General features: G+C 64.6%; 14 protein-coding genes. 7 read left to right on the top strand and 7 right to left on the bottom strand.

From position 1 onward, the window contains the following. Positions 1–74 precede the first annotated feature (74 nt). From RQP55_RS03050 to RQP55_RS03025, 6 genes are all read left to right on the top strand, one after another. Positions 75–731 carry an HAD-IA family hydrolase gene (locus RQP55_RS03050; RefSeq protein WP_315608715.1) on the top strand — a complete coding sequence of 219 codons (657 nt, stop codon included), beginning with the start codon at positions 75–77 and terminating at the stop codon, positions 729–731. A gap of 96 nt (positions 732–827) precedes the next feature. Beyond that, positions 828–1,535, top strand: coding sequence for a CoA transferase subunit A (locus RQP55_RS03045; RefSeq protein ID WP_315608714.1), 708 nt, complete (start codon positions 828–830; stop codon positions 1,533–1,535). Next, a complete protein-coding gene (locus RQP55_RS03040) occupies positions 1,535–2,197 on the top strand; it encodes a CoA transferase subunit B (RefSeq protein WP_315608713.1) in 663 nt (220 codons plus the stop codon). The genes RQP55_RS03045 and RQP55_RS03040 overlap by 1 nt, the downstream gene beginning before the upstream one ends. A 203-nt stretch (positions 2,198–2,400) precedes the next feature. Then, on the top strand, positions 2,401–3,534 hold the full coding sequence (locus RQP55_RS03035; RefSeq protein WP_315608712.1) for a nitronate monooxygenase: 1,134 nt from the start codon (positions 2,401–2,403) through the stop codon (positions 3,532–3,534). After that, positions 3,535–4,212 (top strand): ferritin-like domain-containing protein, encoded by a 678-nt coding sequence (locus tag RQP55_RS03030; protein ID WP_315608711.1) that lies wholly within the window; start codon positions 3,535–3,537, stop codon positions 4,210–4,212. Positions 4,213–4,222: 10 nt separating this feature from the next. Next, complete coding sequence (locus tag RQP55_RS03025; RefSeq protein WP_315608710.1) at positions 4,223–4,903, top strand: glutathione S-transferase family protein; 681 nt, start codon at positions 4,223–4,225, stop codon at positions 4,901–4,903. Positions 4,904–4,915: 12 nt separating this feature from the next. On the opposite strand, the gene RQP55_RS03020 is transcribed toward RQP55_RS03025, so the two are convergent. The 7 genes from RQP55_RS03020 to hisS form a co-directional block, all read right to left on the bottom strand. Further along, entirely contained in the window at positions 4,916–5,503 is a 588-nt protein-coding gene (locus RQP55_RS03020) for a nucleoside 2-deoxyribosyltransferase domain-containing protein (RefSeq protein ID WP_315608709.1), read from the bottom strand. 7 nt (positions 5,504–5,510) lie between these two features. After that, positions 5,511–6,716 carry a methionine adenosyltransferase gene (metK, locus tag RQP55_RS03015; protein ID WP_315608708.1) on the bottom strand — a complete coding sequence of 402 codons (1,206 nt, stop codon included), beginning with the start codon at positions 6,714–6,716 and terminating at the stop codon, positions 5,511–5,513. 37 nt (positions 6,717–6,753) lie between these two features. Then, positions 6,754–8,313 carry an apolipoprotein N-acyltransferase gene (lnt, locus tag RQP55_RS03010; RefSeq protein ID WP_315608707.1) on the bottom strand — a complete coding sequence of 520 codons (1,560 nt, stop codon included), beginning with the start codon at positions 8,311–8,313 and terminating at the stop codon, positions 6,754–6,756. Positions 8,314–8,331: 18 nt separating this feature from the next. Next, positions 8,332–9,108 (bottom strand): DUF4167 domain-containing protein, encoded by a 777-nt coding sequence (locus tag RQP55_RS03005; RefSeq protein ID WP_315608706.1) that lies wholly within the window; start codon positions 9,106–9,108, stop codon positions 8,332–8,334. Between the two features lie 181 nt (positions 9,109–9,289). After that, positions 9,290–10,192 (bottom strand): peptide chain release factor N(5)-glutamine methyltransferase, encoded by a 903-nt coding sequence (gene prmC, locus RQP55_RS03000; RefSeq protein ID WP_315608705.1) that lies wholly within the window; start codon positions 10,190–10,192, stop codon positions 9,290–9,292. 54 nt (positions 10,193–10,246) lie between these two features. After that, positions 10,247–11,311: a peptide chain release factor 1 gene (prfA, locus tag RQP55_RS02995; RefSeq protein ID WP_315608704.1), complete on the bottom strand. Its 1,065-nt coding sequence runs from the start codon at positions 11,309–11,311 to the stop codon at positions 10,247–10,249. Next, positions 11,311–12,552: a histidine--tRNA ligase gene (hisS, locus tag RQP55_RS02990; protein WP_315608703.1), complete on the bottom strand. Its 1,242-nt coding sequence runs from the start codon at positions 12,550–12,552 to the stop codon at positions 11,311–11,313. Before hisS ends, prfA begins: the two co-directional genes overlap by 1 nt. Before the next feature lie 86 nt (positions 12,553–12,638). On the opposite strand from hisS, the gene RQP55_RS02985 reads away from it, so the two are divergent. After that, entirely contained in the window at positions 12,639–14,600 is a 1,962-nt protein-coding gene (locus RQP55_RS02985; protein ID WP_315608702.1) for a peptidase M61, read from the top strand.

Below are 14,600 nucleotides of genomic sequence, written 5' to 3'. Positions count from 1 at the left end.
AAATTGGCACTCTTGCGCTCGCAGAGGGCTTCGGCCACTGGATGGCGCAGGTTTGGCGCGGGGATGAAAGAACAATGGCAGGCAGTTTCGAGGCGGTTATCTTCGATTTCGGCGGCGTGATCACCGCTTCACCGTTTGAAGCGTTCAACCGGCTGGAAGACGAACGTGGGCTGCCGCGCGACCTTGTGCGGCGGATCAACGCCACCAATCCTGACAGCAACGCCTGGGCCCTGTTCGAGCGCGCCGAAATCGACGCCGCTGGTTTCAATGAGCTGTTCGCCGCCGAAGCCCGTGCCGCCGGACATGATCTGGATGGTGCCTCGGTCCTGGCGGTCCTCTCCGGTTCGATCCGCCCGGCGATGGTATCGGCGCTCGACCAGCTGAAGGATGCCGGTTACCGCCTGGCCTGCATCACCAACAACGTGCCCTCAGGCCACGGCGCAGGCATGGCCCGCAGCGGCGATGCCAAGGATGCCTATGAACAGGTCTTCGCCCGCTTCGAGCACGTGATCGAAAGCAGCAAGGCAGGGGTGCGCAAGCCGGACCCGCGGATCTACCAGATGATGTGCGACCATCTTGGGCTCGGCCCGCAGGCCTGCGTCTATCTTGATGACCTGGGGATCAACTGCAAGCCGGCGGCGCAGCTGGGCATGGCGGCGATCAAGGTGTCCAGCGGCGAACAGGCCCTGACCGATCTGGGCGTGCTGCTGGGGCTGAACCTGATCGCCTGACCGGTGCATTCCACGCAACCGTGACGGCGCGGCTTGCAATTGCGCAGGGCGCGCGTTGTCCTTAGCGATAAGGCGATTTTCCAGCGGAGAGCGGAAATGAACAAGCTTTATCCTGATGCGGCAGCCGCGCTTGATGGTCTGCTCAAGAACGATCTGCACATCGCCTGTGGCGGGTTCGGCCTGTGCGGCATCCCCGAGCGCCTGCTCGATGCCGTGCGCGACAGCGCGGTCACCGGCCTGACCTTCTATTCGAACAACGCCGGGATCGACAACGAAGGCATCGGCAAGCTGCTGCGCACGCGGCAGGTGAAGAAGATGGTTTCCAGCTACGTGGGTGAGAACAAGGAGTTCGAGCGCCAGTACCTGTCGGGTGAACTGGAAGTCGAATTCTGCCCCCAGGGCACCCTGGCCGAGCGGATGCGCGCCGGCGGGGCCGGCATCCCCGGCTTCTACACCAAGACTGGTGTCGGCACGCTGGTGGCCGAGGGCAAGGAAGCCAAGGTCTTCGACGGTGAGGAGTATATCCTTGAACGCGGGATCGTGGCCGATCTGGCACTGGTCAAGGCCTGGAAGGCCGACACCACGGGCAATGTCGTGTTCCGCAAGACCGCGCGCAATTTCAACGTGCCCGCCGCAACCTGCGGCAAGGTCTGCGTGGTCGAGGTTGAGGAACTGGTCGAGCCGGGCCAGCTTGATGCCGATGCGATCCACCTGCCGGGGGTCTATGTCCAGCGGCTGATCGTGGGCAGCCCCTATGACAAGAAGATCGAATTCCGCACCACCCGCAGCACGGATGTCGGCTGATGACCAAGCATGATGGACTGACCAAGGGCTGGAGCCGCGACCAGATGGCCGCCCGCGCCGCGCAGGAATTGCGCGACGGCTTTTACGTGAACCTGGGCATCGGCATCCCGACGCTGGTGGCCAACCACGTCCCCGCCGGGATCACGGTGACCTTGCAGAGCGAAAACGGGATGCTGGGCATCGGCCCCTTCCCGACCGAGGACGCGGTCGATGCCGATCTGATCAACGCCGGCAAGCAGACGATCAGCGAGCTGCCGCACTCGGCCTATTTCGATAGCGCCCAGTCCTTCGCGATGATCCGCGGCGGCAAGATTGACCTGACCGTGCTGGGCGGGATGGAAGTCTCAGCCAAGGGTGACATCGCCAACTGGATGGTGCCCGGCAAGATGATCAAGGGCATGGGCGGAGCGATGGACCTGGTCGCCGGGGTCAAGAAGATCATCGTCGTGATGGAACACTGCGCCAAGGATGGCACGCCAAAGTTTATCCCCGAATGCACCCTGCCGCTGACGGGGCGCAACGTGGTCGACATGATCATTACTGACCTTGCCGTCTTCCAGCGCCCCGATCACCAGTCGCCGTTCAGGCTGATCGAACTGGCCCCCGGCGTAACGGCGGATGAAGTGGCCGAAAAGACTACCGCGCAGTACCTGCCGCTCTGAACGCAGCATCCCACCCTTGCCGTCACCCCCGCGCAAGCGGGGGCACATCGCCTATTGTCGCCCATGCTGCGTCGTCTGCAATGGCAGGTGATGGGTCCCCGCTTGCACGGCGATGACGGAGTATTGGATTTAATCGATCGATTAATGGCCCTTGCGAGGGACCGTCCGGCGCGTAATGATCGCTCCCGTCAAGGGAGAGAATCATGAACAACGCCGTCTGCCGCCTGACCGGGTGCGAGTTCCCCCTGTTTGCCTTCAGCCACTGCCGCGACGTGGTGGTGGCCGTCAGCAGGGCCGGCGGCTTCGGCGTGCTCGGCGCAACCCGCTTCACCCCGGACCAACTTGAGGAAGAGCTGGCCTGGATCGACGCCCATATCGATGGCGCCCCCTATGGCGTTGATGTGCTGGTGCCCGAAATCGTCGATCCCCGCGTTGCCGAATTCCAGGATAACGAACAGCGCGCGGCCGCCATTTCCCAACAGCACCGCCAGTTCACGGCGGAACTGCTGGGGCAGTACGGGGTTGACGTTTCGCCCGACGAGGTCGTCAAATATGAAGGCCGCGCCGGGATCACCCCAGAAAACGGCTATGCCCAGATGGACGTTGCCTTCCGCCACCCGATCAAATTGATCGCCAATGCCCTGGGCATCGCCCCGCCCCGGATGATCGAAGAGGGCAAGAAGCGCGGCGTGCCAGTGGCGGCGCTGGTCGGCGCCAAGGAACACGCGCTGCGCCAGGCGGCGGCCGGGGTCGACATCATCGTTGCCCAGGGAACCGAGGCGGGCGGCCATTGCGGTGAGGTTTCAACCCTGGTGCTGATCCCCGAAGTGGTCCGCGCGCTGAAGGGTGCAGGGCATGACATTCCCGTCCTTGCGGCAGGCGGCATCATGACCGGCGCACAGATGGCCGGGATGATGGCGGCCGGCGCGCAAGGAGCCTGGACCGGCTCGGTCTGGCTGGCCACGACCGAAAGCGAAACCAGCGAAGCCTTCCGCGAAAAGATGGTTGCCGCGCGCAGCCGCGATACCGTGCGCAGCCGCAGCCGCACCGGCAAACCCGCCCGCCAGCTCAAGACCGCCTGGCACGAGGCATGGGACAATGCCCAGGGCCCCGGCCCGCTGCCCATGCCGCTGATGGGCATGGTTTCCGAACCCGCCTTCCAGCGGATCGAGAAGTCGGTGGTCAATGGCAACGCAGCCGCGCGCGAACTGGTCAGCTATTTCGTTGGCCAGGGCGTGGGGCTGGTCGACCAGGTGCGTAGCGCCAAGGGCGTGGTGCAAGACTTCCGCGAAGAGTTTGTCGAGGCGATCGGCGAACTCAATTCGATGCTGGGTTAAGTGGGGATCGCCTCAACCCTTCGCACCCGCTATTTTGACGTCCTGGCGTCGATCTATCTCTATAATGAGCACCGCGGTTACACCTCGCTTGACCGCGTGCTCGAGGCCGTGCGCGTGCGCTGCCCCGATGATCAGGCCTTCCAGGCCGAGATCGCCAAGCACCGCGCCGACGAGCGCACGCATTACGTCATGTTCCGCCGCTGGTTTGAACGGCAGGGGCGAATGCCGCTGGAGGTCGATTCCGGTGTCGGCCATATTGATCGCTTCATCCAGTGGGTGTTCCGCTGCCGGATCGAAGACCTGGACACCCACCGCATCGTGACCCAGCCGCAGGAATTCGAACGGCTGTGCCGGATCATCATGCTGACCGAGCAGCGCGGGCTCAAGCAGGTGGAGATCATCCTCAAGAACCGGCTGATCATGTCCGATCCAGTGATGAAGAGGATCTTTGAGATCGTCCACCGCGACGAGCCGGATCATTTCCTGCCCTATCAGCGTTGGCTAAACCGTCATGGCCGCGCCACGGCCCGGTGGAATGAACGGATGGCCGATTGGTGCATCCACAAGGTGCTGATGCTCTACAAGCTGCCCGCACTGTTCCTCGATATGCGCCGGGCGCGGATGGAACATTGGCCGGATGAAACGGATGGCTTGCCGGAAGGCACCGCTCCCGCCTAGGCTGCTGACCATGAGCTACACCCTGATCACCGCCAACCGGAACTATTCCAGCTGGAGCCTGCGCCCCTGGCTGCTGATGAAGGCCTTGGGCATTCCCTTTGCCGAACGCTTCGAGCCTTTCACCAAGCCGGACAATTATGAGGACTTTCGCCAGTTCTCTCCCACCGGCCAGGTGCCGCTGCTGATCGACGGCGCGCGCAAGGTGCCGGATTCGCTGGGCATCACGCTATACCTCGCCGACCGGCACGAAGGCGTATGGCCAGCCGATCCCGAAGCGCGGATCTTTGCCATGGGTGCGGTCTGCGAAATGCACGGCGGCTTTGGCCACCTGCGCAACGACTGCACGATGAACGTGGGGGTGCGGGTGACCCCCAAGCCAATGAGCGAGGGGCTGCAGCGCAATATCACGCGTGTGCGCGAGATTTTCGAGCACGGCCTGGCCCAGTTCGGCGGGCCATGGCTGGCCGGCCCTGCCTTTACCGCCGTCGACGCATTCTTTGCCCCGGTCGCCTTCCGCGTGCGCACCTATGGCCTGGACGTCGGGAAAGGACAGGCCTGGGTCGATCACGTTCTGGCCCATCCGGCCATGCGCGATTGGGAAGAACAGGCCCTGGCCGAGGAATGGCGCGAGGAAATGCACGAAGCGGAGCTTGCCGCCGCCGGGGTGATTACCGCAGACTATCGGCAATAACCGCCAACGCAACTATCGTCCGCGAGCCTTCATTACCCGCCGTCTGACGGCTGAAATCAACTCTTCAAAGGTGTTGACCTGCTCAATTTTGTAGCGTGCGGCAGTGATATCAACATTCCCTTTCCGCCAAAATCCTTCTGGGCACAGCAGCACGATCTTGCCGCTTTTGGCATGCAATCCCAGTTCGAGCAGGCTGACAGGGCTCTGGCTACCCGGAGCCAGGTACATCACGATGACATCGGCTTGTTCGAGCGCGGCCAACTCCCAATCAACTTGTTTTCGGAATTCCGGTTCGCTGGCAACCGGTCGCCAAGCGAGGTTCCAGTCAGCCCGGCGCGGATTGAGCAGGGTGACAGGCTGATCCTGCAGTGCCTTTGCCAGGTCTGACTGCCAATCAGCGCTGCTGCCCATATCGATGCTGCCACCGAGGAACACCCGCGCCCGCCCGTCGCGATGCGGAATGGGCTCCGGGGATCGAATGAGGACCGACCGGGCGGCCGACGTCGCCAAGCCAGGATTCGATGGCGCAGCCGCACTAGCTGTCGTTAGGCCGCCCACCAACGCAGCGATGACGATCGCTTTAAGCCGACCTTGGATCATCGCAGGCTCAGCCCAGCGCTGCCTTCAGGTCATCGACCAGATCGGTGCGCTCCCACGGGAAGAAATCGCCATGGGCCTTGCGCCCGAAGTGACCATAGGCCGCTGTTGGTTTGTAGATCGGCTTGTTGAGGCCAAGGTGGGTGCGGATCGCGCGCGGGGTCAGCCCGCCCAGCTTGGGCAGGTTCAGGATCGCGTCTTCGATCTTGTCATCGCCTACGGTGCCGGTTTCATGCGTATCGACATAAAGCGACAGCGGCTTTGACACGCCGATCGCATAGGCCAGCTGGATCGTGCAGCGCGTGGCCAGGCCCGCGGCAACGACATTCTTGGCCAGATAGCGGGTGATATAGGCGGCCGAACGGTCAACCTTGGTTGGGTCCTTGCCCGAAAAGGCGCCGCCGCCGTGCGGGGCCGCACCGCCATAGGTATCGACAATGATCTTGCGCCCGGTAATCCCGGCATCGCCATCGGGGCCGCCGATTTCAAAGCTGCCGGTCGGGTTGATGAAGTATTCGGTTTCGCGCAGCAGCACGGGCGGGATCACCTCGGCGATCACCCGCTTCACATAGGCGTGAAGCTCGGCTTCCTTTTCGCCCTCGTCATAGCCGGGGGCGTGCTGGGTCGAAACGACCACGGCGGTCGCCGCAACCGGCAGGCTGCCTTCATAGCGCAGAGTCACCTGGCTCTTGGCGTCCGGCTCAAGGAAAGGCGCGGCGCCCGAATGGCGGTCCGCCGCCATTTTTTCCAGGATCTTGTGGCTGTAATAAAGCGTGGCCGGCATCAGGTCGGGCGTTTCATCGGTGGCGTAACCGAACATGATGCCCTGGTCGCCCGCGCCTTCGTCCTTGTTGGCATTGGCGTCGACGCCCTGCGCGATGTGGGCCGATTGGCCGTGCAGGCGGTTGATGAATTCGAACTTCTCCCAGTGGAAGCCATCCTGGGCATAGCCGATGCGCTTGACCGTCTGACGCACGGTCGCCTCGATCTCTTCCTTGGCGCCGGGGGCCCATTCGCCGTTCTCGTAAACACCCTTGCAGCGGATTTCGCCCGCCAGCACGACCAGCTGGGTGGTGGTCAGCGTTTCACAGGCGATGCGCGCTTCCGGGTCTTTCGCGAGGAACAGGTCGACAATCGAATCCGAGATCTGGTCTGCCACCTTGTCCGGATGACCTTCGGAAACGCTTTCGGAGGTGAAGAGGTAGTCGGTGCGCATCGCGTCCTCGATATAAAGAAATCTTTATATCCCCTCTTTAGCTCCTTCGGCGGCGGCTGGCAACCACTCCTGCGACAAGAAGAAGTATCGCCCAGCCAAGCGGCAACATATTGCCAAGTCGAGAGAACATGGTTGGCGCAAGCGCCGCTGGCACCTGTCCATCGAGCCGCCCGGGGACCAGCCGTGGGACATGCTGACGAACCACTCCGCGCCCGTCGATTACCGCAGAAATACCTGTAGTTGTCGAACGCAGGACCGGCAGTCCCTCCTCGATTGCGCGCAGCCGCGCCTGGGCCAGATGCTGGGGCGGGCCCCAGGCGCCGAACCAGCCATCATTGGACGGGTTGAACAGGAAATCCGGACGACTGGCCGGATCAACGACCTGGCCAGAGAAGATGATCTCATAGCAAATCTGGATCCCGGCCCGCCCATGCTGGCCAAGGTCCAGTGTCCGCGGGCCCGGGCCGGGCCAGAAATCGATACCGCCCGGCACCAGCCGCTCAACACCCAGCGGCGCAAGCAGCCAGCGCAGCGCAAGATATTCGCCATAGGGCACCAGGTGCGCCTTGGCATAACCGGCACGGATCGTGCCGCTATGATCGAGCGCGGTCACCGCATTGCGTGCACCAGCCACGCGGCCGCCAGCAATTTCCAGATCAACCGTACCGGTCAGCAGCATGCCGCCGGGTCCGACAGTAAGACCCAGCCGGCGGCGGGCCACGGCGGGATCGGCGCCGAAGGTGTCGAGATAGTACCGCTCAGGATACCCACCACGCAGATAGTCCGGCACCCCCGATTCCGGCCAGAGCACCAGCCGCTCCCCCTGCCCGCGCGATAGCGCGGCCAGGCGCTGGAACTGCCATTCAAACCAGGCCGGATCGTTGAGCACGTCCTGCCGGATATCGGGCTGGACCAGAGTGTAGCGGCGCGCGGTAAGGTCCTGCTGTGGCACGGCCAATTGCGGCAGGAGCAGCGCCAGCACGGGGACCAGGAGCAGTGCGACCCCGCAAAGATCACGTTTGCCGCGGGCCATGGCGCCCCACCAGCACCCCGCAAGCACGACCACCAGCCCAGAGAGGGCATAGGTCCCCAGCCACGGCAGCAACAGGGCCAGCCCCGGGCGATCAAACCCGCCCAGCGCCGCGACACCCAGCGGGTTCCAGGCAAAACCGGTGAAGACCCAGGCACGCAGCCATTCGCTGACGATCCAGCCGCCAGCGAGGGCCAGAACCAAACCCGGCACTGACCGCCGCGCCAGCCATCCGGTCAGCGCCGCCAGCGCCGGATAGACCGCCAGGTAAAGCGAAAGCAGAACCACCGCTACCCAGCCGAGCCAGGCCGGCATATTGGCCTGATAGGTGAAGGCCGTGGCGATCCAGTTGTTGCCCAGGCTGAAGTGGCCAACACCGAAACACCAGCCGACAAGCCCCGCCTGCTTCCAGCTTGGCGCGCGGGCAACCAGCGCGCACAGTCCGGCTACCGCCAACAGGGTAAACGGCCACAGGCCCAGCGGCTGGAACCCGGTGGTGGCAAGCGCCCCCAGGGCCAGCGCGGCCTTGCGTGGATGGTTCAGGGCAAGGTCCAGCCAGCGGTGCAAGCTAGAGCCTGGTCTGGATCACTCGGCGGAGGCCAGGGTTTCGTCCGCACCATCGGCCGATGGCTTGCGACGAACCGGCTTGCGGCGCGGCTTGGCCGCTTCATCCGATCCCGCATCGGCAGCCGGAGCTTCGTCACGATTGCCGATCGCCGGAGGCAGGAGCGAGGGGTCAAGCCCACCCGACTCGCCTTGGCTGTCACGCTCGTCACGGCGTGGACGGCGATCATCGCGGCGGGGGCGCAGACCACGGGTGCCACGCTCCTCGCGCGGTGCCCGCTCTTCGCGATTGCCGCGAACGAAGGGGTTCTCCGCCGGCTCATAAGGGTTGCCGGTAGCGCGGCCTTCACCGCCCTCGTCATCGCTGCGCGGACTCTCGTCCTCGCGCTCTTCGCGGCGGGGGCGGTCTTCACGCTCACGGCGGGTGTAGACCGGCTGGTCAAAGCTCGGGAAATCGCTTTCGGCGCTGAAATCGCCGGCGTCATCGGTTTCCTCGCGCTCGCCATCGGCGCCTTCCTGCCAGCGTTCGTCACGCGGGCGGCGCTGCTCTTCCTGGCGCTGGCGCTGGTCGGCGATCACGCGAAAATAGTGGTCAGCAAACTGCAGGTAGTATTCCGCCTGCACCCGGTCGCCGTTCATGTGCGCGTCCTGCGCCAGCTTGCGGTACTTCTCAAGCAGCTGCGGCGCATTGCCACGGGCGCGGCTGTCGATCCGGTTGAGTTGCTGGCCGCCGCCACCACCGCCCTGACGATTGCCACGGCCGCGCCGACGATTGTTGTTACCACGATTGTTGTTCAAGGGTTTCAATTCCCTGTTTAGCGGCTGTGGGGCCGCGCGACCCTTACCCCCCGGTGGCACCATCGCGCGCCGGGGCCCGACACTTGCTGGCTAGACTGGCGACCTTGCCAGGAACTTCGCAAATGCTGGATTGGATCGTGGGGACGCCTGCTCGCGTGCCGGCCTCGATCTGCAAACCGGCTTACGCGCTTGGCCCGGACTTGCCAAGCGCTTTCTTGAATTCCAGCACCCGCGGGCGTTCCGCCAGGTCAAGGTACAGGGTGGCCGAAAGCCCGGCCGCTGCGCCAATGGCGGAAACTGCTTCAGCCTGGGTGTATCCGATCTCAACCAGCGCAACCCCCTGATCCGCCAGCAGACCGGGCAATTGCGGCACCAATACGCGGTAATCATCAAGCCCGTCAGCGCCGGAAAACAGGGCGCCCGCCGGCTCATGATCGCGCACGGTCGGATCAAGCGGCGCATCGCTTTCGACATAAGGCGGATTGGCCAGGATCAGATCGAACGGCCCGCCCAGATTGTTGCCCCAACCCGGCTCGTGCCAGTCGGCACGAATCATTGTGGCCCGCTCGCCCAGCCCAAGCCGCGTGGCATTGGCGGCGGCCACGGCCAGGGCTGGCTCGGACCGGTCGATCCCGATCCCCCGCGCCTGCGGCAATTCATGCAGCACGGCCAGCAGCAGGGCGCCCGAGCCCGTACCACAATCGAGCACACGGCCAGCATCCGGCCGGGCCGCCAGCGCAGCCTCAACCAGCGTCTCGCTATCCCCGCGGGGAATGAGCACGGCGGGCGAAACCATGAAGGGCAGGCCATAGAATTCCTGATAGCCGCGAATATAGGCGACCGGTTCGTGCGCGGCGCGGCGTGCCACCAGTTCGGCAAAGGCGGGCGGCTCCGGATCGCGCATGTGGCGCAGGAACAGGTCCGAGCGGCGGACCTGCAAGGCCTCGGCCATCAGCAGTTCCGCATCGAGGCGGGCCGAATCCGTCCGCGATCCCAGCAGTTCGGTTGCAGCGCGGATCGCATCGGCAACAGTGCGGGCAGCGCCTTCGACAGGCTCAGGCTGAGCGGGGTTGGATTCGGTCATCGCTTTGATCCCGCTCGGGCTGAGCTTGTCGAAGCCCCCTCCGCTCGGTCAGGATTACTCACCGAGCGCCGCCAGCCGCTTGGCCTGGTCCTCGGCAATCAGCGCATCGACCAGTTCGGTCAGGCCCGGCCCCTCGAGCACTTCGGGCAGGCGGTGCAGGGTCAGGTTGATGCGGTGGTCGGTCACCCGGCCTTGCGGGAAGTTGTAGGTGCGGATCCGTTCGGAGCGATCCCCCGATCCGACCATCGCCTTGCGCGCGGCGGCTTCCTCGCCCTGCACGGCATCGCGCTGGGCTTCGAACAGGCGGGCACGCAGCACCTGCATCGCCTTTTCCTTGTTCTTGTGCTGGCTGCGGCCATCCTGGCAGGTCACCACGGTGCCGGTCGGCAGGTGGGTAATGCGCACGGCAGAATCGGTGGTGTTGACGTGCTGCCCGCCCGCGCCCGACGCGCGGTAGACATCGATCTTGAGGTCCTTGTCCTCGATCTGCACATCCACCTCATCAGGTTCGGGCAAGACGGCCACGGTCGCCGCCGAGGTGTGGATGCGCCCGCCGCTTTCGGTAACCGGCACGCGCTGGACCCGGTGGACGCCGCTTTCGAACTTCAGCTTGGCGAAAACGCCATTGCCAGTGATCTGCGCCACCACTTCCTTGAAGCCCCCGACTTCGGACGGACTCATGCTGACCGGCTCGATCCGCCAGCCCTGCTCGGCGGCAAACCGTTCGTACATCCGGTAGAGATCACCCGCGAACAGCGCCGCTTCATCGCCCCCTGTCCCGGCGCGGATTTCGAGCATGGCCGAGCGGCTGTCGGCAGCATCGCGCGGCAACATGGCGATCGACAGCCGGTGCTCAGCCTCGGGCAGTTCGCTCTTCAGCCGCTCGATCTCTTCCTCGGCCAGCTCGCGCATTTCGGGATCGTCAAGCTCGGCCAGGCTAGCGAGTTCGGCGCGCATGGCCATGACCTCTTCGGCCAGCTTGGCGACCGGTTCCAGTTCGGAAAAGTCCCGGCTAGCGGCAACGAAGTCCTTGCCCTCAAGCTGGCCGGAAGCCAGCCGCGCCTCGAGCTCAGCGAAGCGGGCGGAAATCTGGCGGAGCCGGGCGTCGGGGACGGACATCAGGCCGTCAGCGTTTCCAGCACGGCGTTAACGCGCGCCAGCACTGCGGCGTGCTCGGCCGAGCGGGAATTGCAGGCGATCTTGCCTTCACGCAGCGCCACACCAACCAGCACGCGCGAGGGCAGCTTGGACGCCTTGTCGAACCGCTTGCGAGGCGATCCGGTGGCAATCATATCCGCTGACAGGCCGGCGACGCGCAGGGCCTTCAAGGCGGCGACACCAAAGCCAATCGCAGCATCGTCCTCGATCGCCAGAATCACGTCCTGCAGGTCGGCAGCGACCTGCCCGGCATCGGCTACCAGCATCGCCAGCCGCTCAACTCCGGCCGCCCAGCCCACTGCCGGGGTATGCGCACCACCCAGGCTTTCCATCAGCCCGTCATAACGCCCGCCGCCCAGCACGGTGCCCTGCGCGCCCAGCCGGTCAGTGACGAATTCAAAGGCGGTGTGGCGATAATAGTCCAGCCCGCGGACCAGTGCCGGGGCGCGGGTCCAGGCAACGCCGGCGGCATCGAGGCCTGCAGTGACCTTCCCAAAGAAGTCCTGCGCCTCGTCGCTCAGGTAATCGTCGATTTTGGGCGCGGCATCGGTGAAGGCCTTGTCGCGCGGGTCCTTGCTGTCGAGGATGCGCAGCGGGTTGCGTTCCAGCCGATCCTGCGAATCTTCGGACAGTTCGCCCTTCACGGCGCGGAAGTATTCGACCAGCGCGGCGCGCCAGGCCTCGCGGCTGGCGCCATCGCCCAGCGTGTTGAGCATCAACGTGACGCCGTCCGCAATGCCCAGTTCCTTGAGCAATTGATCGGCCATGACCAGCAGCTCGACATCGGCCTGCGGTTCGCCCGCGCCGATGATTTCGGCGTCAAGCTGGTGGAACTGGCGGTAGCGGCCCTTTTGCGGGCGCTCATAGCGGAACAGCGGGCCATGGGTGGCCAGCTTGACCGGGGCATACTGCTGCCAGCCATTGCTAAGGTAAGCGCGGCAGATGCCCGCGGTGAACTCCGGCCGCAGCGTCAGCGAATCTCCGCCGCGGTCCTCAAACGAATACATTTCCTTGGAAACGACATCGGTGGTCTCGCCAATCGAACGGCTGAACACCTCGGTCTTTTCGAAGACCGGCATTTCCACCCGGCGAAAGCGGTAGAGCTTGCGGATGCGCTCAAAGGTTTCGACCACGTGGGCGAATGCCTCGGCCTCTGCGCCGAAGATATCCTGGGTGCCGCGAATTGCCTGTGGTGTGCTCATGCGCTGCCCCTAGCGGTAACGACGCTGGTCGAAAAGAGCGCAGGCGAATCTTGCAGCCTGGCCCGCTTGCCGCCAAGTACCCGCCCATGAAGCACTACACCTCCTCGCTTATCGCCACCCTGGCGCTTGCCCTGGCCTCCCCGGCCCTCTCCACCCCGCTTTCGGCCCCGACTGCTGTGCTGCTGTCGCAGCAGGTGCCCGATGCTGTCGACGCGCCCTATCCGGGCGGGACCATGACGCTCGACATCGACGCGACCGATACCCTGCGCGGTGTTTACCGCGTGACCCAGACCGTGCCGGTCGCGCCCGGCACCCAGCGCCTGACCTTGCTGTTCCCGCAGTGGCTGCCCGGCAACCACGGCCCACGCGGTCCGCTGGCCGAACTGGTTGACGTGACCTTCACCGCCAATGGCCAGCTGCTGCGGTGGAAGCGCGATCCGGTGGAAGTAAACGCCTTCCACATCGACATTCCGGCCGGGACCAAGGAGGTGGTGGCCCGGTTCATCCACACCAGCCCGCTGCAATCGAGCGAAGGCCGCATCACCATGACGCAGGAGATGCTGAACCTGCAGTGGGAGAAGATGAGCCTCTATCCCGCGGGGCACTATGTCCGCCAGATCAGGGTCAAGCCCAGCGTTACCGTGCCCGCCGGCTGGACCGTGGCCGGCGCGCTGGACGGCGTGAAGCACGAAGGCGATCGCTGGTCATGGGACGAGACCAGTTACGAGATATTGGTCGATTCGCCGCTGTTCGCCGGCAAGCATTTTGCCAAGTGGGATCTGGGGCAGAACGTCACGCTCAATGTTGTGGCCGACAAGCCCGAGCAGCTGGCAGCCACGCCCGAACAGATCGACCTGCACCGCAACCTGGTCACCGAGGCGCGGCTGGCCTTCGGTGCCAACCACTTCGATCGCTATGAATTCCTGCTGGCCCTGACCGACCGGATGGGCGGGATCGGGCTTGAGCACCACCGTTCGAGCGAGAACCAGCTGGAACCCGGCGCCTTTACCGAGTGGGACAAGTACGATTTCGATCGCAACCTGCTGCCGCACGAATTCTCGCACTCGTGGTCGGGCAAGTTCCGCCGCCCGGCGCGGCTGTGGACCCCGGACTATCGCCAGCCGATGCAGGGCGACATGCTGTGGACCTATGAAGGGCAGGACCAGTTCTGGGGTGCTGTCCTGGCGGCCCGTTCAGGCTTGCAGGCAAAGGACACCGTGCTGGGCATGCTGGCCAGCTGGGCCGGCAACTTTGCCGAGCAGCCGGGCCGCCGCTGGCGCTCGGTTGAGGATACCGGCAGCGATCCGGTCTTCGCCGCCCGCAAGCCCAAGCCGTTCTCCAGCCTTTCGCGCAACGAGGACTATTACACCGAAGGCGCGCTGACCTGGCTGGAGATCGACCAGATCATCCGCCAGGGCACCGGCGGGAAGAAATCGATCGACGATTTCGCCAAGCTGTTCTTCGGCATGCGCGATGGCGACTATGGCCAAATCGCCTTCGAAGCTGACGAGATCGTCACCAAGCTGAACCAGGTCTATCCCTATGACTGGGCCAAGCTGATCGACCAGCGGATCAACACCCCCGGCCAGCCCGCACCGGTCAAGGGGATCGAACTGGGCGGTTACAAGCTGGTCTGGAAGGAAGAGCCGAACCCCTACTTCAAGGCATCGATGGCCGATTCCAAGTCGCTGAACCTGACCCATTCGATCGGGCTGGTGATCGACAAGGATGGGAAGGTCACCGCCACCCAGTGGGATGGTCCGGCGTTCAAGGCCGGGGTCGTTTCGGGCACCACGATCCTGGCGGTCAACGGTATCGGTTATAGCCAGGATGAACTGAAGAAGGCGATCACCGCCGCCAAGACCGGTGCACCGCTGGAATTGCTGACCAAGCGCGGCGACCGTTTCATTACCTACGCGATCGATTACAAGGGCGGTCTGCGCTGGCCGTGGCTCGAACGGGCCGCACCGGGCAAGGCAGCGGCAGGACTGGACCTGCTGCTGACGCCCAAGCGGCCGCTGGGCAGGAACGCCGCGAAGGGGAAGTAA

Origin of the sequence: Novosphingobium sp. APW14 (assembly GCF_032337075.1) — a bacterium.
Lineage (GTDB): Bacteria > Pseudomonadota > Alphaproteobacteria > Sphingomonadales > Sphingomonadaceae > Novosphingobium.
Note: the sequence above shows the minus strand (reverse complement) of the source record. Positions and strands in the feature narration are given on the sequence as shown.